The organism is Kineococcus aridisoli (assembly GCF_050871885.1).
Taxonomy (GTDB): domain Bacteria; phylum Actinomycetota; class Actinomycetes; order Actinomycetales; family Kineococcaceae; genus Kineococcus.
Genome location: NZ_JBJLSF010000002.1, coordinates 61097 through 81393, shown reverse-complemented (window position 1 = coordinate 81393; position 20297 = coordinate 61097). Strand labels below are relative to the sequence as shown.

The window sequence follows — 20297 nt, the reverse complement described above, 5'->3', positions numbered from 1 at the left end:
CGTTCGACATGACGAAGATCTTCGGTGACCCGGCCTCGTTCGTCGACGACGCCATGGCCGGGTTCGTGGACCTGTACTCGCAGTACGTGCAGCCGGTGCCGCACGGGGTGATCCGCTCCACCGCCACGCCGGAGGGGAAGGTCGCCGTGATCGCCGGCGGCGGCTCCGGTCACTACCCGGCCTTCGCCGGCTACGTGGGCCCGGGCCTGGCGGACGCCGCCGTGTGCGGCAACGTCTTCGCCTCCCCCTCCACCCGCTGGGTCTACGACGTGGCCAAGGCCGCCAACCGCGGCGGCGGCGTCGTGCTGGGCTTCGGCAACTACGCCGGCGACATCCTCAACTTCGGCCTGGCCGCCGAGCGCCTGCGCGCCGAGGGCATCCCGGCCGAGCTCATCGTGGTCACCGACGACGTCGCCTCCGAGGGCCAGGGGGCCAACGGCCAGCGCCGCGGCATCGCCGGCGACGTCGTGGCGTTCAAGATCGCCGGCGCGGCCGCCGAGGCCGGCTACGACTTCGACGGCGTCGTGGGGGGGGGGGGGGGGGGGGCGCGGGGCGCGCGCCCCCCCCGCCGCCCCCCCCCCCCCGGCCCCCCCCCCCCGCCCAGGGTGCGGTGCAGCTCCTGCACGTCGGCGACCTCGTAGAACTGCGCGTCCACGGCCGGCAGCGGCACCCCCACGGCCAGCACCGGCCGCCCCTGCACCTGCGTCCACATCGTGGCGGGGCTGCCCGCCTCCACCGCCTCGCGCAGCGGCGCGGGCACGTCGGCGGCCCCGGCGTCCAGGGAGGTGGAGTACCAGCTGCCCGCCCGCTGGACCAGCAGCTCCGAGCCGCTGGGCGGGGCGATCGCGGCGAGCACGTCGTCGACGGGCAGGCCGGCGGTGCGCAGCCCCTCGCGCACCGAGGAGGCGTCCGCGTACGCCTGGCGCAGCGCGCTGTCCTCGCGCTGGTCCAGCAGGTGCTCGCGGGTCAGGGCGTGGGTGCCCAGGGCCGTCAGCGTCGCCAGCGCGCTGGCGCCCACGGTGAACGACAGCGTCACCCCGGCGCGCAACCCCGGCGAGCGCCAGCGCCTCCGGGCGACCGGTCTCACCGCGGGTCCAGGCGGTAGCCCAGCCCGCGGACCGTGGTGATCAGGCGGGGCGCGGAGGGGTCGGCCTCGATCTTGGTGCGCAGCCGTCGCACGTGGACGTCGACGATGCGCTCGTCACCGAAGAAGCCGTGGTCCCACACCCGCTGCAGCAGCGCCTGCCGGCTGAGCACGCGCCCCGGTGCGCTCGCCAGCTCCCCCAGGAGCCGGAACTCGGTGACCGTCAGGTGCAGCTCGCGCCCGCCGCGGCGCACGGTGCCGGCGGCGGAGTCCAGCACGAGGGGACCCTCCTGGGCGTCCAGCACCACCGCCTCCTCGCGCTCCTCGCCGTGCCCGCCGTCGGAGCCGGCGCGCCGCCGCAGCGCGCGCAGGCGCGCGAACAGCTCCTCGAGGTCGAACGGCTTGGTCACGTAGTCGTCGGCGCCGGCCTCCAGGGCGGCGACGATGTCGCTCTTGTCGTGCCGAGCGGAGAGCACGATGACGGGTGCCGGGCAGATCGGGCGCACCCGGCGGATGAAGGTAAAGCCGTCGATGCCACCGAGCATGAGGTCCACCACGAGCACGTCCGGCCGGCCGTGCCGGCCACCCGCGGCGGGCACCTCCCGCCGCGCACCGGTGGGCGCCGGGGGCCGGGCGCCGGCCGCGACGACCCCCAGGGCCTCCTCGGCGCTGGCGCAGCCGGTGACCGCGTACCCCTCGTCCTCCAGCGCCAGGGTCAAGGACGTGCGGATGCCGTCGTCGTCGTCGAGGACCAGCGCGTGCGGGGACACACCCGGATGCTGCCAGCAGCCCGACGGTCCCGGGCGCCGGTGGTGCGCCCGCGGCGCGGATCGTCATGCGATCGCAAAGAAGTCGACCGGAGAACCGCAACACGACGTCGCCATGCTGGAGGCACGCCCCAGCGGGAGACCGGTGGGGCGGCCAACGTCCCCGCGACGAGCGGGGAGGGGCGCCGGAGCACGCAGGACGTCGGGAGGTGTCGTGGGCACGCTGGAGGTGGTGGGCACCGGGAGCGCGGCCGCAGGTGCGGCCGCGGCGGGCGACGGCACGGCCGTGCTGGTGCTGCGCGAGGAGTGGCTGCGGCAGGGGGTGGGCACCCTGCGCCGGGAGCTGGCGGAGGCGCTGGAGGCCGGCACCCGCACGCTCGTGGTGGACGTCTGCGAGGTGCAGCACCTGTCCTCGACGGTCGTGGCGCTGCTGCTGCGGGCCAAGCGCTGCTGCCGGGCCCGCGGCGGACGCGTGGTGCTGCGCGGGCTCGGCCGCGCCGAGGTGGACGTCCTGCACCGCACGGGGCTCAGCCCCCTGTTCGAGATCGAGGCGCGCTGCACCGCCGCTGCGCCCGCACCGAGGAGGAACTCGCGATGACCGCCACCACTCCCAGCGCCCCCGCCTTCACCGCCGAGCTCACCGCCCAGGTGCGCCTGGCCAGGGCCGAGCAGCGCGCCGCCGAGCGGCGCGGCGACACCGAGGCCGCCGAGCTGGCCCTCGGGCGGGTGGCGGACCTGCGCGAGCTGCTCGAGCGCGCCGGGGCACCGGCTGTCCCCTAGCCGTCCGGGACGACGGCCGGGGCGCGGTGGGGGCCACCCGGCCACTGCTGGACCGACCGAGAACACGAGAGCAGGAAGGGTGACGACCATGTCGACGACAGCGGAACCCGCACCGACCGGACACGCCTGCGACCGGTGCGCCCAGCACTTCCCGAGCCTGCGGAAGCTGCGCACCCACATCAGCTGCGACCACCAGCCCGCCCACGACGGCGCGGAGCTGGTCCAGGCCCTGCTCGAGGCACCCGTCCGCCCCGGCGACGACTCCTCCCGGCCACCGGCGAGCACCGGGCCCGCACCGGCCACGCGCTCGACGTGGTCACCACCGGCAGTCCCGTCCGGGCCGAGCGTGGTCCGCCTGCTCATCGCGGCGATGGTGCTGTCGTGGGTGCTCAACGGGCTGGGGATCGCCTGGAGCACCCTGCTGAGCGCGGCGGCCGTCCTCGCCCTGAGCATCGGGACGACGCTGCTGCTGCTCTGGTTGCACACCGACGCGGCACCGGCCCCGCCCCGCCGCTCGGGGCCCGGCTCCTCCGAGGACGGCACCGGCTGACCCGGCCGCCGGAGCAGGCCGCCGGATCAGGCCGGCGGATCAGGCCGTCAGAACAGGCCGGCGACGAGGAACAACGCTCCCGCGACGACGAAGCCCGCCACCGACTCCAGCCCCTGCTGGACGGTCCAGGTGCGCAGCGTCGTCTTGACGTCCATGCCCATCAGGCGCCCCACCAGCCAGAACCCGGAATCGTTGACGTGCCCGGCGAAGACGGAACCCGCGGCGGTGGCCAGGGTGATGCACACCACCTGCAGGGCGGTGAACTCGCCGGCTTCGACGGCCGGTGCCACCAGACCGGCCGCGGTGACCAGCGCCACCGTCGCCGACCCCTGGGCCAGGCGCAGGATCGCGGCGATGACGTAAGCGGCGACGATGACCGGCAACCCGATGTCCTCCAGCGTCGAGGCCAGCGCACCGCCGATCCCCGAGGCGCGCAGGACGCCGCCGAACATGCCACCGGCGCCGGTGATGAGGATCACCGAGCAGACCGGGCCGAGCGCGGAGTCGAGCGTCTTCTCGATGGCGGAGCCGTTCTGGCCCCGGCGCTTGCCCAGCACCACGGCGGCCACGAGGACGGAGATGAGCAGCGCCACCGGTGAGGAGCCGACCGCGCTGAGCACCGCGACCCAGTCCTCCTCGTCGGAGACGACGCCGAGGCCGTCGAGGAAGTCCAGCCCGGTGTTGAGGAAGATGAGCAGCAGCGGCAGCAGCAGCATCGCCACGACCGTGCCCACCGAGGGCGGGTCGGCCGGCTGGTCGTCGTCGGTCTCCCCGAACACCGCGGGCACCGGCAGCACGTGCTTGCGCCCCACCCGCAGGCCCCACACGTAGCCGGAGACCAGCCACAGCGGGAAGGCGATGAGCAGGCCGACGAGCAGGACCAGCCCCAGGTTCGCCCCGTACAGCTCGGTGGCGGCCACCGGGCCCGGGTGCGGCGGCACGAACACGTGCATGACCGAGAACGCCGCGGCGGCCGGGATCCCGTAGAGCAGGACGTTGTCGCCGCCCAGGCGCCGGGCGACGGCGAAGATGATGGGCAGCATCACCACCAGGCCCGCGTCGAAGAAGATCGGGAAGCCCAGCGCCAGCGAGGCGATGCCGAGGGCGAAGGGGGCGCGCTGCTCGCCGAAGGCCTCCACGAGCCGGTCGGCGAGGACCTTGGCGCCGCCGCTGTGCTCGATGAGCTTGCCGAGCATGGCGCCCAGGCCGATGAGCAGGGCCACCGAGCCCAGCGTGCTGCCGAAGCTGGCCACGAGCACCTCGGTGACGATGCTGCCCGGTGGCAGTCCGGTCGCGAACGCCGTCAGCAGGGAGACCACGACGAGCGTCAGGAACGCGTGGACCTTGAACCTGATGACGAGCACCAGGATGAGCGCGATGGCCGCAGCCGCGATGAGCAGCAGCGGTCCGGCGCCGAGGGTCTGGGTGAAGTCGTCCATCGCTCGTGTTCCCCGTCGATCACGCGTCCGGAGGGGCGGTCACCGCTCCGGCACGCACACTCCCGTGATCCGCGGTGAGGGCGCAACCTCGACCCGCCCGGCGCCGGGCCGGCTGCGCTGGTCCTCACCCCCCTCCCGGCCGGCGCGGTGGAGACCGTCGCGCCGCGGCGTGCAGCCGCTGGCGCCCAGTCCGCCGGGGCCTCCTCCGAGGCTGCGCGCGCCCGCCACGACCGCTAGGTTGGCCCACGGTGTGCCGGGAAGTCTGGTCGGCGGTCGTTCCCGCGACCCCGCACGTCGTCCACCCGGAAGCAGGTCCCCGTGGTCCCCACCCCACCGACTCCCCCCGCAGGCCCCACCCCTCCCGCACCACGCGGCAGCTCGCCGTTGTTCGCCCGGGGTTCGTGGCCGGAGACCCGACGCATCAGCAGCGTCCTGCGCAAGGAAACAGTCGGCGGCGCCCTGCTGCTGCTGGGCACCCTCATCGCCCTGGTGTGGGCCAACTCCCCCTGGGCCGACGCCTACACCGGGCTGCGCGACACCGCCATCGGCCCCCACGCCCTGCACCTGCACCTCACCCTGGGCCAGTGGGCCGCCGACGGGCTGCTGGCCATCTTCTTCTTCATCGCCGGCCTGGAACTCAAGCGCGAGTTCGTCGCCGGCGACCTGCGCGATCCACACCGCGCCCTGGTCCCCGTCGTGGCCGCCGTCGGCGGCATGGCCGCACCCGCCCTGCTCTACGTCATCCTCAACTGGAACAGCGGCGGTGGGGCGCTGCGCGGCTGGGCCATCCCCACCGCCACCGACATCGCCTTCGCGGTGGCGGTGCTGGCCGTCATCAGCACCCACCTGCCCACCGCGCTGCGCACCTTCCTGCTCACCCTGGCCGTGGTCGACGACCTGCTGGCCATCACCATCATCGCCCTCTTCTACACCGACACCCTGGCCCTGGCGCCGCTGCTGGGCGCGCTGGGCGTCATCGCCCTCTTCGGCCTGCTGGTGCAGAAGCGGATCCGCTCCCCGTGGCTGCTGATCCCGCTGGCCCTGACCGCCTGGACGCTGATGCACGCCTCCGGCATCCACGCCACCGTCGCCGGCGTCCTGCTCGGCTTCACCGTCCCCGTCCTGGGAGCGCGATCGGCCGACGCGACTGCCAGCGGTCACCAGCAGGCCGGGCACGGAACCGGGCACGGAACCGGGCACGGGATGGCCGAGCACCTCGAGCACGTCTGGCGCCCGGTCTCGGCCGGTGTGGCCGTCCCCGTCTTCGCCTTCTTCTCCGCCGGTGTCACCGTCGGCGGCCTCAGCGGCCTGGCCACCTCCTTGCAGGACCGCGTCGCGCTGGGCATCGTCGCCGCCCTGGTGGTGGGCAAGACGATCGGCATCCTGGGCGCAACCGCGCTGGTGGCGCGCTTCACCCGCGCCCGCCTGGATCCCAGCCTGTCGTGGTGGGACGTGCTGGGCGCCTCCCTGCTCGCAGGCATCGGTTTCACCGTCTCGCTGCTCATCGGGGAACTGGCCTTCGGCGCCGGCAGCGAACGCGACGAGCACGTCAAGGTCGCGGTGCTGACCGGTTCCCTGCTGGCCGCCACCGCGGCGACCCTCGTGCTGCGCGCGCGCAACCGCACCTACCGCCGCCTGCACGAGGCCGAGCAGGTCGACGCCGACGCCGACGGCATCCCCGACGTCTACGAGCGCGACCACGGCTGAGAGCGGCGGACCGCTCCCGGTCACGGCCGGGCGCGGCAGACGTGACCGGCCGGTGAGCGCACCCACCCGAGGAGACGACATCGACGACGATAGGCGTGCGGGCCGGCGGCTGCTGCACGGGGCGCTCGTGGTGCTGCTGGCCTGCACGACGGCGGGACTGGCCGTCGTCGGGCTCGGCGGGGTGCGCCGCGACGTCGGCCCGGTCACCGCGCAGGTGTCCTTGGCGATCACCGCGCACGCGGGCACCGAGATCGCACTGCCACCCGTGGGACGGCTGACGATGGACACCCATTCCGGACCCTTCGGGCTGCGGGTGGGCATCGAGGAGGTCGACCTGACGCAGGCCCGCGAACTGCTGCAGGGCAGCGCCGCGCGCGAGCAGGCGGTGCGGCAGCTGCCCGGCGAGGTGCGCTCGGCGGTGCGCGCGCTGGTGCTGCGCTCGGCCCTGGTGGCGCTGCTGGCGGCCGCGGTGGCCTGCGCGCTGGTCTTCCGCGACCTGCGCGCGGTGCTGCTGGGCACCGGTGCGGTCCTGGCCGTCCTGCTGCTCAGCGGCGCCGTCACCGCGGCCACCGCCCGCCCGCAGGCCGTCACCCGCCCCACCTACACCGGGCTGCTGGCCCAGGCGCCGGCGCTGGTGGGCGCGGTGCGCAACGCCCGCACCGACTTCGGCGCCTACAGCGAACGACTGGCGCAGCTGACCTCCGACGTCAGCGGCCTCTACACCCGTCTGCAGACGCTGCCCGAGGGTGCGGGTGAGGAGAGCACCCGCGTGCTGTGGATCTCCGACGTCCACAACAACCCCCAGGCGTACGCGCTGGTGCGCTCGCTCGTCGCGCAGTACGACGTGCAGGCCGTCGTGGACACCGGCGACTCCACCGACCTCGGCACCGGCGTGGAGAACAGCCAGCTGGCCGCCATCGACGACCTGCCCGTGCCCTACGTGTGGATCCGCGGCAACCACGACTCCCCGCAGACCCAGGCCTACCTGGAGACCCTGGGCAACGTGCGCGTCCTGGACGACGGCGCCGTCGTGGAGGTCGCCGGTCTGCGCCTGGCCGGGACCGGTGACCCGACCTTCACGCCGGTCAAGCAGGTGCAGCCGCAGCAGGGCGCGGGCGCCGAGGCCCTCACCCGCGCCGGGCAGCAGCTGGCGGCGGCCATCGAGCGGTCGCCCGAACCCGTCGACGTCGCCCTCGTGCACCAGCCGGCGATGGCCGGCCCGCTGCACGGGCACGTCCCGCTCGTCCTGGACGGCCACGTCCACGAACGCCGCGACCGCGTCGTCGACGGCACGCTGGAGCTGACGCAGGGTTCCAGCGGTGGAGCGGGGTTGCGCACCCTGGACGGCGGCGAGGCCACCCCGCTGCAGCTGTCGGTGCTGCACTTCGACCCGGCCACGGGGCAGCTGGTGGCCGTGGACGACATCACCCTGGCCGGGATCGGCGAGCAGCGCGTCAGCGTCGAGCGCCGCCCCGCCTCCTCCTACCCCACGACCGGGGACGACGAGCAGGAGGAGCAGGAGCAGGAGGAGCAGGAGCAGGAGGACGAGCAGCGCTGAGGCGGGCGCTCGAGGTCCGGGGGCAGGGACCGGTCAGGCACTGCGCCCGGTGCCCGTGGTCCCCTCCACCGGCAGGGCGTCGGCGTGCTCGACGCGGTCGCCGGCGGTGCGCATGTGCGCGTCCATGGCCGCCTGCGCGGCCTGCGGGTCGTGCGCGGCGATCGCCTCGTACACCGCCCGGTGCTCTCGGCACGCCGTGAGCGCCTGCTCGGTGCTGCGCAGGCCGCGCTCGACCCAGACCCGCAGCAGCGAACGCACCGTCTGCAGCAGGTCGCCGATCACCTCGTTGCCGCCCGCGCGCGCCAGCTGCAGGTGGAAACCGGCGTCGGCCTCGACGAAGGCGCTCAGGTCGTGCGTGCTCGCCTCCATCGCCTCCAGGTGGGTGCGCAGGCGCTGCAGGTCCTCCTCGCCGGCGCGGGCGGCGGCCAGGACGGCGGCGCGCACCTCGAGCGCGCTGCGCACCTCCGACAGCTGCGCGGTGTGCTCGGCCGAGAGCATCAGCCCCCAGCTGAGGGTGGTGGGCAGCAGCTCGGACGCGCTGTCGCGGATGTAGGTGCCCGAACCGGGGCGCACGCTGACCAGGCCGAGGATCTCCAGGGCGGCCAGCGCCTCGCGCACCGCGGAGCGGCCCACGCCCAGCGATTCGGCGAGCTGGCGCTCGGGGGGCAGGCGCGAGCCGGGGGGGAAGGTGCCCCGGGCGATGAGGGAGGTCATCTGCCGCGCCACCTCGGCGACCGCGGAGCCGCGCGGCAGGGCGTGCAGCTCCAGCTCCACGCGGGCGGGGTCGTCTGCTCGGAAGGCGGGCACGGCGTCACGCTAACCCAGCGGGGAGGGCGGGGAACCCGCTCGCGGCACCCGCCGCGCCCTGGTGGTGGACGCTCCCCCACGGCGGTACGCGCACCGGTCGCCCGGCCACGAGCAGGTCCTGCCCGGCGCCGCTCAGGTCCGCGGCCAGCAGGAGCACCTGCCCGCCGCGGCAGGCGGCCACCAGGCCCAGCCCCGGCAGCAGCGGCGCCTCCAGGACCTGCCAGCCGCCGGCCGAACGCAACCGGCCCAGGGGTTCGGCGGCCGGGAACGCCGCGCCCTGCAGCGTGCCGAAGCCGCGGGGGCCCCGCGTCTCGGCGACGGTGATCGAGGCGACCCCGGCCACGGTGAAGGCCTGGACGGAGGCGAGCAGCCAGGCGGCGAAGGCCCGGCTCGCCTGCCGCGGGTCGTCGGCCTGCCACACGTGCTGCGGGCCGGTGCCCCCGGCGGCCACCTCCCCGTCGGCGGGCACCCGCGCGGAGGTGGCCACCGCGTTGAAGCGCGGGCGCAGCGTGACCGGCCCCACGTGCACCGGCCGGCCGGTGGCGATCCGCACCGCCTGCTCGGCGGTCGCTCGCTGCACGGGGATCGACTCCAGCAGCTGCCGGCGCCCGGTGTCGTGCATCTGCGGGGTGGAGGAGAAGGTCAGGGCGGGCAGGTCGGGCGGCAGGTCGCCGTGGCGGCGGTTGAGCTCGGTGAAGTGCGCGCGCGTGCCGCCCACCAGCGGCAGGTCCCCGGCGCGCTCGCGCAGGCGCCGCCACAGCGCCGGGGTGGTCACGTGCCCGTCGGTGTCGTAGGCGCCGACGCGGGCGACGGGCCCCGCGGCCTCGGCCGCTCCCGCGCGCAGCGCGGCGAGGACGGGGTCCAGCTGCTCGGGCCGCTGGGCGGTGATGCGCACGTCCAGCGGGGCGCCCGCGGCTTCGCGGCGAGCCCGGTCCAGGAGGCCGGGCCAGGCACGGCCGGTCGCGTCGAGCTCGACCAGGACGGGCCCGTGCCACCAGGGGGCCGGCCCGCGGACGTCCCCCGGTGCGGTGCAGGCCCCCAGCTGCAGCTCCGGCACCGCGCGGCCGGTGGGTGCGAGCGCGACGGCGAGCGGACCGGGAGGGGTTCCGGTGGACCGACCGGGCACGGGCGCTCGCTCGGGTGCGCGCGCCGCGGAGGCGCCCGCGGGGCGCTCGGTGACCACCAGCTCGGCCGCCTGGGTGAAGCGGTCGCCGGGTGCGAGCGCGACGGGGAAGGGCAGGTCCAGCGGAGTGCTGTAGGTCTTGAAGGAGGCGTCGGTCCAGTTGCGCTGGTCCTCCACCTCGAAGACGTCACCTGCCAGGGACAGCGCCGCCTCGGCCCCCTCCACCGGCCACACCAGCCCAGCCACCTCGCGCGCGGGCTGGTGCGGGGCGATGGCGACCGGGAAGGCGGTGCCGGTGCGGGAGCCGTCGGGGTGCAGCACCTGCAGCGGGCGGCCGGCGACCTCGGCGGGGTGCAGGACGACGAGGCCGACCCGGTTGCGGCGGAAGGCAGCGGTGACCTCGCCGTCGACGACGAAGCGCAACCGGTCGCCGTCGGTGCTCAGCGTGCCGCACCAGCGCACTCCGGCGTCCAGCCCCGCGTGCTCCACCCGCAGCACCAGGCGCAGGTGCTCGTCCACGGTGGCCTCGGCGGTGAGCAGCCGGTCGGGGACGGTGCGCCAGTCGTGGTCGCGCACCACCACGCGCAGCGCGCTGAGCAGGTACCGCCCGCGGTGGGAGACGTCCTCCAGCGACGTGCCGCGCAGGGTGGTCGACCAGGGCCCTGCGCTGAACGTGCGGGGTTCCGGCTCGTCGTCGAGCCAGGCGGCGGCGGCCGGGTCCGGCCGCTTCACAACGAGGTCATCCCGCCGTCGACGCGGAAGAGCGCCCCCGTGGCGAAGGACGACTCGTCGCCGGCCAGGTACACCATGATCCCCTCCACGTCGGCGGGGGTGCCGGGCCGGCCGAGCGGGGTGCGGGCCACGATCGCCGCGCGCGAGGCCTGGTCGCCGGAGATCGCGGTGACCAGCGGGGTCTCGGTGTAGCCGGGCACCACGGTGTTCACCCGGATCCCGTGCTCGGCGTAGGCGGCGGCGACGGTGCGCACCAGGCCGTGCACGCCGGCCTTGGAGGTGGAGTAGGCGGTGAAGTCGTGCCCCTCGCCGTTCAGGCCGGTGGGGCTGCCGGTGCAGACGATCGACCCGCCGCGCCGTCCGTCGGTGCGCCCGGCCATGGCGCGCACGGCGTGCTTCACGGTCAGGAACGTGCCCGTGAGGTTCACCTCGAGCGTGCGCCGCCAGGTGTCCAGGTCGAGGTCGGCGACGGGTGCGTCGGCGCCGAAGAGCTGCACACCTGCGTTGGCGACCACGACGTCCAGACCGGCGCCGTCGGCGAGCACCTGCGCGCAGGCCGCGGCCACGCTGTCCTCGTCGGTGACGTCCACGTGCACGGCGACGGCACCGGGCAGGTCGTGCACGGCCCGCTCGGCGCCGTCCAGGTCGCGGTCGGCGAAGACGACGCGGGCCCCCTCGGCGGCGAAGCGGGTGGCCACCGCGCGCCCGATCCCGGAGGCCGCTCCCGTCACCAGTGCGCGCTTGCCGATCAGTCGCTCACCCATGCTCGCCCGTCCTCGTCGTCGAAGGGTCGTGGAAGCGCCGCGGTGGACCCGGCGGGCCGTGGCTGCACCCCATCACACCGGCTCGCGCCATTTCGGTCAACCGGTTGACGGATGGGAACGGGAGGTCGCAGACTCCTGCCACGGCACAGCCGCCGCCACCCGCCCGACCGCACCGGGCACGCGCCCTGCGCCGGCAGCAGGAACCCCGAGGAGTCGACGTGGACACCGCAGCTCTCCGCACCGCCGCACCAGCCACCCCCGGCGCGAGCGCGCGCAGCGGTGCTGGCGCGGGGAGCTACGCGTACTCCTGGCGCTCCTCGCAGCACGTGGAGCAGCCGATGTCCATCGGCGAGCAGCTGCACGACGCCGCCGGCCTGGGGGCGCAGGTGTTCCAGATCTGCGACGAGCCGCGCCTGGAGCACCTGGGCGAGCCGGAACTGGCGGACCTGCGCCGCACCGCCGACGAGCTCGGCCTGACCCTCGAACTCGGCACCCGCGGCACGCGCCCCGAGCACCTGCAGCACTACCTGCAGCTGGCCGACGCCCTCGGCGCCCGGCTGGTGCGCAGCATGTGGACCGCCGGAGCGGACCGCCCCGACCGCACCGAGACCGAACGCCGGCTGCGGACAGCCCTGCCCGGCTACGCCCGCGCCGGGGTGGTCCTCGCCCTGGAGACCTACGAGCAGGTGCCCACCGCCGCGCTCGTCGACCTCGTGGAGGCCGTCGGCAGCGAGCAGCTGGGCATCTGCCTGGACCCGGCCAACACGGTCGCGGCCCTGGAGCACCCCGCCGACGTGCTGGCCCGGTGCGCCCCGCACGTGAGGAACTGGCACGTGAAGGACTTCGCCTTCACCCGCGCCGAGGGCTGGGTCGGCTTCTCCCTCACCGGGACTCCGCTCGGCGAGGGGCTGCTGGACTACGAGGCCGCCTTCACCGCGCTGGATCCGGTGCTCCGGGGAATCAGCCGCATCGCCGAGCACTGGCTGCCCTGGCAGGGCGACGCCGCCGGCACCGCACGCGCGGAGGCCTCCTGGACCGCTTCGACTCTGCGCCGGCTGACGGCGACCCGGCCCGCTTGAACCTCCGAAACCGCCCGAGCACCCCGAACGAGGAGCCCTTCCGTGACCGATCTCGCCGACCCCACCACGCGCACCGGAACGCTGACCGTCGCGGTCATCGGCGCCGGGGGCAAGATGGGCATGCGCGTCTCCCGCAACCTGCAGCGCAGCCCCTTCACCGTCCGCTACGCCGAGAGCTCCCCCGCCGGCCAGGAGCGCGTGCGAGCGGCCGGCCGCGACGTGGTGGACAGCGCCACCGCGGTCGACGGCGCCGACGTCGTCGTGCTGGCCGTGCCCGACGTCGTGCTCGGCACGGTCTCGCAGGACCTGGTGCCGCGCATGAAGGACGGCTCCATCCTGCTGACGCTGGACCCGGCCGCCGCCTACGCCGGTCTGCTGGCTTCCCGCGACGACGTCGCCCAGGCGGTGGCACACCCGTGCCACCCCTCGGTGTTCTTGGAGCGGCGCACCGACGAGGAGTACGCCGACACCTTCGGCGGCATCGCCGCCCCCCAGGAGGTCGTCGCGGCCCTCGAGGTGGACGACGAGATCGTGCGGGCGGTGGCCGAGCAGGTCATCACCACCATCTACGCACCGGTGATCCGGGTCCACTGGGTCAGCGTCAAGCAGCTGGCCGTCCTCGAACCCACGCTGGTGGAGACGATCGCCTGCATGGTCGGTGACCTGCTCAAGGAAGCCCTCGACGAGACGGTGAACGTCGTCGGTGTGCCGGCCGAGGCCGCCCGGGCGATGCTGTGGGGCCACGTGGGCATCGCCCTGACCAACGCGCTGCGCGGGTCCAACCCCTTCTCCGAGGCCTGCCACACCGCCATGGCCTACGGCCGGGAGTCCATCGTCAGGGACGACTGGAAGAAGGTGTTCCGCGACGACGAGCTCGACACCGTCATCGCGCGCATGCTCAAGATCGACAGCGTGCGGCGCTGAGCCAGGAGGTCGACCCGTGTCCCGCACCCGCACCACCGCCCCCTTCGACCGCGACACCCCCCTGCTGGAGGTCCTGCGCTCCGCCGCCGGTGACGAGGTGCTGCGCCGGCTGGCGCCCTCCGTCGTCGAGTCCCCGCTGCTGCACACGTACCAGAACCACCCGGTCGGGCTGGTCCTGGACACCGAGGAGGGCCTGGACCCGCAGGTGCGCGAGCGGGTGCTGTCGGAACTGGCGATGCTGACGGAACCGGCGGCGGGTGCCGCTCCGGGCGGCGGTGCACCGGCCGAGCGCCCGGTGGTGCCGGCGCCCACGCGGGACTACGAGGGCCCGGCCGTGGCGCCGGGGTCGGCGGGCGTCAGCGCCCCCGACGGCGTCGAGGTGTGGGAGCGCTTCGAGGTGCGCCTGCAGGGCCCCTCGCACGGGAACCCCTTCACCGACGTCGAGCTGACGGCGCGCTTCTTCGGCCCCGACGGGGGCGGTCACGACGTCCTGGGCTTCTACGACGGTGCGCACGGGGGCGCGGGGCGCTACGTGGTGCGCTTCCTGCCGCCGGCTCCCGGCCGCTGGCGCTACGAGACCACCAGCAACGCCCGCTCCCTCGACGGTGTCCGCGGCGAGCTGGAGGTGCGCCCGGGCGCGGGCCGGGGGCCGGTGCGGGTGGCCGAGCGGCACCACTTCCGCTACGCCGACGGCAGCAGGTACCTGCCCGTCGGCACGACCTGCTACGCCTGGACGCACCAGGAGGAGGAGCTGCAGGAGCTGACGCTGCGCACGCTCGCCGCCTCGCCGTTCACCAAGGTGCGCATGTGCCTGTTCCCCAAGTCGTACACCTTCAACACCGGTGAGCCCTCCCGCTACCCCTTCGCCCGCCGCGGAGGCGGCGGCTGGGACCCGACGCGGTTCGACCCCGCCTACTGGGCGCACCTGGAGCAGCGCATCGACCAGCTCGCCGCGCTGGGCGTCGAGGCGGACCTCATCCTCTTCCACGCCTACGACCGCTGGGGCTTCGCCACCATGGACAGCGCCACCGACGACCGGTACGTGCGCTACGCCGTCGCCCGGCTCTCCGCGTTCCGCAACGTGTGGTGGTCGCTGGCCAACGAGTTCGACCTGCTGCACACCAAGACCGAGGCCGACTGGGAACGGTGGGCGGCCACCATCAGCCGCTGGGACGCCACCGGGCACCTGCGCTCCATCCACAACTGCCACGAGGTCTACGACCACTCCCGGCCCTGGATCACCCACGTGAGCATGCAGCGCACCGACGTCTACCGCACGGCCGAGAACACCACCGAGTGGCGGGCGGCCTGGGGCAAACCGGTCCTCGTCGACGAGTGCGCCTACGAAGGCGACATCGACCAGGGCTGGGGGAGCATCACCGGTGAGGAGATGACCCGGCGCTGCTGGGAGGGGGCCCTGCGCGGCGGCTACGTCGGGCACGGCGAGACCTACCTCGACCCCGACGAGGTGCTGTGGTGGTCCAAGGGCGGCGCGCTGCGCGGGAGCAGCCCGGAGCGCATCGCCTTCCTCGCGTCCATCGTCCGGGAGGCACCCGGCGGCGTGCTCGATCCGTTGCCCGGGGCGTGGGACGCCGTGAGCGCCGGCGTGGCCGGCGAGCACCACCTCGTCTACTTCGGGCTGCACCGGCCGGGTTTCCGGCGGTTCTTCCTCGACCCGGCCACCGCCTGGGAGGTCGACGTCGTCGACACCTGGAACATGACGGTCGAGACGCTGCCGGGGACCCGCTCGGGGCGCTTCGTCGTCGACCTGCCGGGCCGGCCCTACATCGCCGTCCGCCTGCGCGCCCACCACGGCGCGACCGTGCGCTGAGCACCCGGCCCGCCGGTGGCGCTCAGCGCACGACCGCGTAGGTGGACTGCACGAAACCGGCGCCCAGGACCGTGCTCGCACGCAGCTGCAGGTCCACGTCGGCCTCCAGGTGCCCGAAGAGGCGCAAACCCCGACCCAGGAGCACCGGCACGGTGGTGATGGTCAGCTCCTGGACCAGGCCTGCCGCCAGGAAGGACTGCACCACCTGCCCGCCGTCGACGTAGACGCGCCGGGCGCCGCAGGCGGTGATCGCCGCCACCGCCTGCGGCACGTCGCGCACGACGCGCACGCGTGCGTCGGCACCGGCTTCGGCGCGGCGGCTGAGCAGGAAGACGGTGCGCCCCGGGTAGGGCCAGGAGTCGAAGGTGAGGGCCTTCTCGTAGGTGCCGCGCCCCATCACCAGGGCGTCGATGCCGTCGATGAACGCCTCGTAGCCGGTCTCCCCCGCCTCGGCGCCTCGCCGGGTGAGCCAGTCGATGTCACCGTCGGGGCGCGCGATGTACCCGTCGAGGCTGGTGGCGATGAAGACCGCGCCGGTGAAGGGCGCGGCGCCGTCGGCGCGTGCGGTGCGGTCCGCCGCCGTCGAGGAGGTCGTGGAGGACGTCGCGGAGGTGGTGGTGGTGGAGGAGGTCACGGGTGCTCGCTTCCCAGGTCTCGGAGGGTGGACAGGTGCGGCCGCAGGGCGGCGTCGACCGCGGTGTGCAGCTCGCGGGCCAGGGGTTGCGTCCCCGTCAGCGGCCACAGCGTCAGCACGCCGTTGTAGGTGAGGTGGACGGTGCGCGCCAGGGCGCGGGCGTCGGTGTCGGCGAGCAGTTCCCCCGCGTCCACCGCCTCCCGCAGGAGTTCCTCGACCTGCGCCTGCACCCGGTGGGCGTTGGCGGCCGCCAGGACCCGGAACTCCTCGTCGCTCACGTCCAGCTGCAGGAAGCTGAGGTTGTTGGCCAGGTCGGAGCGCTCGCGCACCTGCGCCGTCAGCGCGGCCAGCGCCGCGTGCAGGGCCTGCAGCGGTGAGGTCGTCGCGGCGCGGCTGCCGGTGAAGCACGCGCCGGTGGCCGCCTCGGCACGGCGGGCGAACTCCAGCAGCAGCTGCCGCTTGGAGCCGAAGCGCTGCACCAGCCCCGCCGCGGACAGGCCCGCCTCGGCGGCCACCGCCGCCAGGGTGGTGCCCTTGAGCCCGTGGCGGCGGATCACCTCGGCCGTGGCCTCGTGGATCAGCTCGTCGCTGACGGTGCGTGGCCTCGCCACGAGCCTGCCCTCCTGCTGCCCGACCACCCCAATTCATTAGTGAACGTACATTAACCATGCAGGGCGGTCAAGGGACCTGCCGGACCGAGGGTGGCGACTACCCTGCCCGCAGTGGTCGAGGCCGACCGGAACGCCCGCGGAGAGGAGCAGGCCCGTGCGATCGCTGACCTACTACGTGGGGGTGACCATCGACGGGTTCATCGCAGCGCCCGACGGCTCCACCGAGTTCTTCCCCGTCGACCAGCCGGTGCTCGACCTCATCGCCGCGCAGTTCCCGGAGACCCTGCCCACGCACGTGCGCGGCCCGCTCGGGGTCACCGCGCCCGGAACCCGCTTCGACACCGTGGTGATGGGCCGGGGCACCTACGCCCCCGCGCTGGAGGCCGGCATCACCAGCCCCTACGCCCACCTGCGCCAGGTCGTCGTCTCGACCACCCTGCCCGCCGACCTGGACCCGCAGGTCGAGGTGGTCGCCGGCGACCCTGTCTCCCGCGTGCGCCGCTTAAAGCAGGAACCGGGTGCGGGCATCTGGCTCGCCGGCGGCGGCAGGCTCGCCGGCGCCCTCCTCGAGGAGATCGACGAGCTCGTCGTCAAGCGCTACCCCGTCGTCCTCGGCACCGGCATCCCGCTCATCGCCACCGACGGGCCCCGGGCCCTGCCCTTCGCGCTCACCGGCACCTCCACCCTCCAGGGCGGCACGACGGTCAGCACCTACCGGCGGCTCCCCGGGCGCACGCCGGGCAGCTCCGTCCCCGGCGACTGAGCGGCGGCCACGACCCCCGTCGAGCACCACCGACGCGGCGGGCCCGCGCCGGGCCGGCCTCCGGCGTCAGGAGACCAGCCGCCGGCGCGCCCGGCCGCCCGGGTCCGCGCCCTCCTCCTCGGGCAGGCGGACCTGCGCCCACACCTCGTCGAGGGACAACCCGAGGACGTCGGCGATGACCGCGACGGTCGGGAACGCCGGTGTGGCGACGCGACCGGACTCGATCTTGCGGAGGGTCTCCGGCGACAGACCCGCCTCGAGCGCGACCTCGAGCATCGAGCGTCCTCCCCGCGCGCGGCGCAGCAGGGCGCCGAGGCGCTGCCCGCGCTCGAGCTCGGCGGGGGTGAGCGGCAGCCTGACCATGGCTCCGATGATAGTACCGGTATAAGATGACCGGTATCATCATCGGCACGGCGGGGAGGACACCCATGATCGAGATCTTCGACGCCACCGAACTGGCCCGCGCCAGGAGGACGGGAGCCCTGGTCGCCGACATCCTGCAGACGCTGAAGAGCCGCAGCGAGGTCGGCACCAACCTGCTGGACGTCGACCGCTGGACCCAGCAGATGATCGCCGACGCGGGAGCGCAGTCCTGCTACGTCGACTACGCGCCCTCCTTCGGGAGCGGGCCGTTCGGGCACTACGTCTGCACCGGCGTCAACGACGCCGTCCTGCACGGCCTGCCGCACGACTACGCCCTGGCCGACGGCGACCTGCTGACCCTGGACCTGGCCGTCCTGCTCGACGGGATCGCCGCGGACGCCGCCATCAGCTTCGTCGTGGGCGGCACCCGCCCGGCGGAGAGCGTGGCGCTGATCCAGGCGACCGAACGCGCGCTGAGCGCCGGCATCGCGGCCGCCCGCCCCGGCGCCCGCACCGGTGACGTCTCCCACGCCATCGGCTCGGTCCTCACCGAGGCCGGCTACCAGGTGAACACCCGGTTCGGCGGTCACGGCATCGGCTCGACGATGCACCAGGACCCGCACGTCGCCAACAGCGGGCGGCCCGGACGCGGCTACCAGCTGCGCCCCGGGCTGATGCTGGCGCTGGAGCCGTGGGTCATGGCCGACACCGCCGACCTCACCACCGACGCCGACGGCTGGACCCTGCGCAGCGCCACGGGGTGCCGGACGGCGCACAGCGAGCACACCATCGCGATCACCGAGGACGGAGCGGAGATCCTCACCCTGCCCACTGCGAGCTGAGCGGCACCAGCGCCGACCAGGGGCGTCGGCGCCGGTGCGGGCCCGCACCGCCCCGCACCTCCTGGCGGGAGGCCGGGAGGACGGCACGGGCGGTGGGGCCCCGGACCGCCGCGGCACCCCGGCACGTCCGCCCTCGTGCGGGGCGGCGCCCTGTCACGCTCCGGGCTCCAGGTGCATGAGCGGGGTGTGGTGAGCGACGAGTCGATGGACGAGCCCGCGGCGGACGACGAGCTGCTGGCCCGGTCGCTGCTGCGACCGCAGACCTTCGGAGAGCTGTACGAGCGGCACGCGACGGCGGTGTTCCGCTTCATCGCCCGCCGTGCGGGCCCGAGCGCCGCCGAGGACCTGCTGGGTGACGTCTTCGTGGCCGCCCTGGAGGCGCGGGTGCGCTACCGACCGCACAGCAGCGGCTCGGCCCTGCCCTGGTTGTACGGCATCAGCGGCAACGTCGTGCGGGCCCACCTGCGCCGGCGACGGCCCGACGCCCTGGTCGACACCGACGTCGGGGTGGACTGGCACGCGGTCGACGAGCGCCTCGACGCCCGCGCCCAGCGCGACCGGTTGCGCCAGGCGCTGGAGGCGTTGAGCCCGGCCGAGCGCGAGGCGTTCCTGCTCGTCGCGTGGGAGGGGTTGAGCGCCACCGAGGCGGCAGCAGCCCTGGGGGTGGCGCCGACCGTCGTGCGCACCCGCCTCTCACGAGCCCGCCAACGGGCCCGCACCGTCCTGACCACCGCCTCCACCGCCTCCACCCCCTCCTGCTGACGGAGCACGCCGTGAACCACGCCACGAACCACGCCACGAACCACGCCACGACCCCCGACTCGGACCTGGACGCCCTGGCCCGGCAGGCGGGTGGCGTCCCCGGCCCGGCCCCCGAGCAGCTCCTCGCCGGCCGCCGACGGCTCGACGCCGCGGTGCAGCGGGCCGAGGGGCGCGTCGTGGCGGTGCGCCGCGCCCGCCGCGCCTCCCGCGGCCCGCGCCGCTGGATCCCCACCACCCTGGTCGGCGCGGCGGCCGTGGTGACGGCGGTGCTGGTCGTCCCGCTGGCCGGCGCACCGTCGGCGTCGGCCGAGCAGGTCCTGCTCGTCACCGCCCGGGCCGCGGGTCAGCAACCCGACCGAGCCGCCGGGGCGGCGTACTGGTACGTGCGCTCCGAGGTCGACCACCCCGCCACCGCGCCGTTGCGGCGGGAGATCTGGCAGGGACGCAGCGAGGAGTCCGTCCTGCGCGACGAGGCCCTGGTCCCCGGCGCCCTCGACGGCGGTGCCGTCGGCCCGGCGCAGGTCCGCACCGAGGGCCTCGACCGGCCTGCGACGTTCGTCGTGGGCGGCGACTCCCTGTCCTGGCAGGACCTCGAGTCGCTGCCCACCGACCCCGACGCGCTGGGGGCGCTGCTGCGCCGGAAGGTCGCCGGCCACGGAGCCGGCGAGGAGAACGAGTTGTGGGAGAGCGTCACCGGCCTGCTGCGCGAGAGCCCCGCCTCCCCGGCGCTGCGCCAGGCGCTGTGGGAGGTGGCCGCGAGCGTGCCCGACGTGGAGCTCCTGGGCCCGGCGACCGACGCCGCCGGGCGCCGGGGCACCGCCATCGAGCGCGACCAGCTCGACCAGGGCTGGTTCCGCGTCGTCTACGTCCTCGACCCGCGGACGGGAGCGCTGCTGGAGACCCGGAACGTCGACGAGGACGGGGAGGTGGAGTTCCGCTCCACCGAGCTCGTGCAGGAGCCCAGCGCCACCGCACCCGCAGTGCAGCCGCCGCCGTGCGGGCCCGGTGCGCAGCCCGAGCGCAGCTGCTGAGCGGCTCGGCGAGCGGGACGCTCGGCGGAGCCGGACGTCGTGGTCGCCGAAGCGCCGATCGACGGTGGGCAGCCGCGGCCGCCGACGAGCAGCCCGTCCTCCGCGGCACCACGGCGCCACGACGCCACCCGCCGCCGCACGGACGG

21 protein-coding genes and 1 pseudogene are annotated in these 20297 nt (G+C 75.0%); 13 read left to right on the top strand and 9 right to left on the bottom strand.

What is annotated here, in order from left to right:
* Positions 1–8: 8 nt before the first annotated feature.
* Positions 9–524 (top strand): annotated as a pseudogene (locus tag ACRYM2_RS01125) (dihydroxyacetone kinase subunit DhaK); the annotation flags it as partial.
* Here ACRYM2_RS01125 and ACRYM2_RS01120 read toward each other — a convergent pair.
* Positions 506–1087, bottom strand: coding sequence for a hypothetical protein (locus ACRYM2_RS01120; protein ID WP_432519247.1), 582 nt, complete (start codon positions 1085–1087; stop codon positions 506–508). The pseudogene ACRYM2_RS01125 and the gene ACRYM2_RS01120 sit on opposite strands and share 19 nt — an antisense overlap.
* Positions 1084–1854 carry a winged helix-turn-helix domain-containing protein gene (locus ACRYM2_RS01115; protein WP_432519246.1) on the bottom strand — a complete coding sequence of 257 codons (771 nt, stop codon included), beginning with the start codon at positions 1852–1854 and terminating at the stop codon, positions 1084–1086. The genes ACRYM2_RS01120 and ACRYM2_RS01115 overlap by 4 nt, the downstream gene beginning before the upstream one ends.
* 211 nt (positions 1855–2065) lie before the next feature.
* Here ACRYM2_RS01115 and ACRYM2_RS01110 point away from each other — a divergent pair, with 211 nt between their 5' ends.
* From ACRYM2_RS01110 to ACRYM2_RS01100, 3 genes are all read left to right on the top strand, one after another.
* A complete protein-coding gene (locus ACRYM2_RS01110) occupies positions 2066–2449 on the top strand; it encodes an STAS domain-containing protein (RefSeq protein ID WP_432519245.1) in 384 nt (127 codons plus the stop codon).
* Complete coding sequence (locus ACRYM2_RS01105) at positions 2446–2631, top strand: hypothetical protein (protein WP_432519244.1); 186 nt, start codon at positions 2446–2448, stop codon at positions 2629–2631. The genes ACRYM2_RS01110 and ACRYM2_RS01105 overlap by 4 nt, the downstream gene beginning before the upstream one ends.
* An 88-nt stretch (positions 2632–2719) precedes the next feature.
* A complete protein-coding gene (locus tag ACRYM2_RS01100; RefSeq protein ID WP_432519243.1) occupies positions 2720–3181 on the top strand; it encodes a hypothetical protein in 462 nt (153 codons plus the stop codon).
* Positions 3182–3228: 47 nt separating this feature from the next.
* Here ACRYM2_RS01100 and ACRYM2_RS01095 read toward each other — a convergent pair whose 3' ends face one another.
* Positions 3229–4620: a GntP family permease gene (locus tag ACRYM2_RS01095; RefSeq protein WP_432519242.1), complete on the bottom strand. Its 1392-nt coding sequence runs from the start codon at positions 4618–4620 to the stop codon at positions 3229–3231.
* Positions 4621–4938: 318 nt separating this feature from the next.
* Here ACRYM2_RS01095 and nhaA point away from each other — a divergent pair, with 318 nt between their 5' ends.
* Positions 4939–6327, top strand: coding sequence for a Na+/H+ antiporter NhaA (gene nhaA / locus ACRYM2_RS01090; RefSeq protein ID WP_432519241.1), 1389 nt, complete (start codon positions 4939–4941; stop codon positions 6325–6327).
* Positions 6328–6379: 52 nt separating this feature from the next.
* On the top strand, positions 6380–7885 hold the full coding sequence (locus ACRYM2_RS01085; RefSeq protein ID WP_432519240.1) for a metallophosphoesterase family protein: 1506 nt from the start codon (positions 6380–6382) through the stop codon (positions 7883–7885).
* Positions 7886–7918: 33 nt separating this feature from the next.
* Here the strand turns inward: ACRYM2_RS01085 and ACRYM2_RS01080 are convergent, their stop codons facing one another.
* The 3 genes from ACRYM2_RS01080 to ACRYM2_RS01070 are packed head-to-tail and all read right to left on the bottom strand — an operon-like array spanning position 7919 to position 11311.
* The gene (locus ACRYM2_RS01080; RefSeq protein ID WP_432519239.1) at positions 7919–8692 is read right to left on the bottom strand and encodes a FadR/GntR family transcriptional regulator; all 774 of its coding nucleotides are present in this window, start codon (positions 8690–8692) and stop codon (positions 7919–7921) included.
* Positions 8693–8696: 4 nt separating this feature from the next.
* The gene (locus tag ACRYM2_RS01075; RefSeq protein WP_432519238.1) at positions 8697–10547 is read right to left on the bottom strand and encodes a D-apionate lactonase family protein; all 1851 of its coding nucleotides are present in this window, start codon (positions 10545–10547) and stop codon (positions 8697–8699) included.
* A complete protein-coding gene (locus ACRYM2_RS01070) occupies positions 10544–11311 on the bottom strand; it encodes an SDR family NAD(P)-dependent oxidoreductase (RefSeq protein ID WP_432519237.1) in 768 nt (255 codons plus the stop codon). Before ACRYM2_RS01070 ends, ACRYM2_RS01075 begins: the two co-directional genes overlap by 4 nt.
* 218 nt (positions 11312–11529) lie before the next feature.
* Between ACRYM2_RS01070 and ACRYM2_RS01065 the strand changes: the two genes are divergently transcribed.
* From ACRYM2_RS01065 to ACRYM2_RS01055, 3 genes are read left to right on the top strand one after another with little or no spacing between them, the layout of a single operon-like run.
* Positions 11530–12390 (top strand): sugar phosphate isomerase/epimerase family protein, encoded by an 861-nt coding sequence (locus ACRYM2_RS01065; RefSeq protein WP_432519236.1) that lies wholly within the window; start codon positions 11530–11532, stop codon positions 12388–12390.
* A 42-nt stretch (positions 12391–12432) separates the two neighbouring features.
* On the top strand, positions 12433–13314 hold the full coding sequence (locus tag ACRYM2_RS01060) for a phosphogluconate dehydrogenase C-terminal domain-containing protein (RefSeq protein WP_432519235.1): 882 nt from the start codon (positions 12433–12435) through the stop codon (positions 13312–13314).
* A 16-nt stretch (positions 13315–13330) separates the two neighbouring features.
* Positions 13331–15145 carry a DUF5605 domain-containing protein gene (locus tag ACRYM2_RS01055; protein WP_432519233.1) on the top strand — a complete coding sequence of 605 codons (1815 nt, stop codon included), beginning with the start codon at positions 13331–13333 and terminating at the stop codon, positions 15143–15145.
* Between the two features lie 22 nt (positions 15146–15167).
* On the opposite strand, the gene ACRYM2_RS01050 is transcribed toward ACRYM2_RS01055, so the two are convergent.
* Positions 15168–15668, bottom strand: a complete 501-nt coding sequence (locus ACRYM2_RS01050; RefSeq protein ID WP_432519322.1) for a dihydrofolate reductase family protein — start codon at positions 15666–15668, stop codon at positions 15168–15170.
* Positions 15669–15775: 107 nt separating this feature from the next.
* Entirely contained in the window at positions 15776–16390 is a 615-nt protein-coding gene (locus ACRYM2_RS01045) for a TetR/AcrR family transcriptional regulator (RefSeq protein ID WP_432519232.1), read from the bottom strand.
* Between the two features lie 154 nt (positions 16391–16544).
* On the opposite strand from ACRYM2_RS01045, the gene ACRYM2_RS01040 reads away from it, so the two are divergent.
* A complete protein-coding gene (locus ACRYM2_RS01040; RefSeq protein WP_432519231.1) occupies positions 16545–17153 on the top strand; it encodes a dihydrofolate reductase family protein in 609 nt (202 codons plus the stop codon).
* 66 nt (positions 17154–17219) lie between these two features.
* Here ACRYM2_RS01040 and ACRYM2_RS01035 read toward each other — a convergent pair whose 3' ends face one another.
* The gene (locus ACRYM2_RS01035) at positions 17220–17516 is read right to left on the bottom strand and encodes a helix-turn-helix domain-containing protein (protein ID WP_432519230.1); all 297 of its coding nucleotides are present in this window, start codon (positions 17514–17516) and stop codon (positions 17220–17222) included.
* A gap of 65 nt (positions 17517–17581) precedes the next feature.
* On the opposite strand from ACRYM2_RS01035, the gene map reads away from it, so the two are divergent.
* The 3 genes from map (at position 17582) to ACRYM2_RS01020 (ending at position 20151) form a co-directional block, all read left to right on the top strand.
* Positions 17582–18358 (top strand): type I methionyl aminopeptidase, encoded by a 777-nt coding sequence (gene map / locus ACRYM2_RS01030; RefSeq protein WP_432519228.1) that lies wholly within the window; start codon positions 17582–17584, stop codon positions 18356–18358.
* A 189-nt stretch (positions 18359–18547) separates the two neighbouring features.
* On the top strand, positions 18548–19120 hold the full coding sequence (locus ACRYM2_RS01025) for an RNA polymerase sigma factor (protein ID WP_432519226.1): 573 nt from the start codon (positions 18548–18550) through the stop codon (positions 19118–19120).
* 11 nt (positions 19121–19131) lie between these two features.
* On the top strand, positions 19132–20151 hold the full coding sequence (locus ACRYM2_RS01020) for a CU044_5270 family protein (protein ID WP_432519225.1): 1020 nt from the start codon (positions 19132–19134) through the stop codon (positions 20149–20151).
* Positions 20152–20297: the final 146 nt, after the last annotated feature.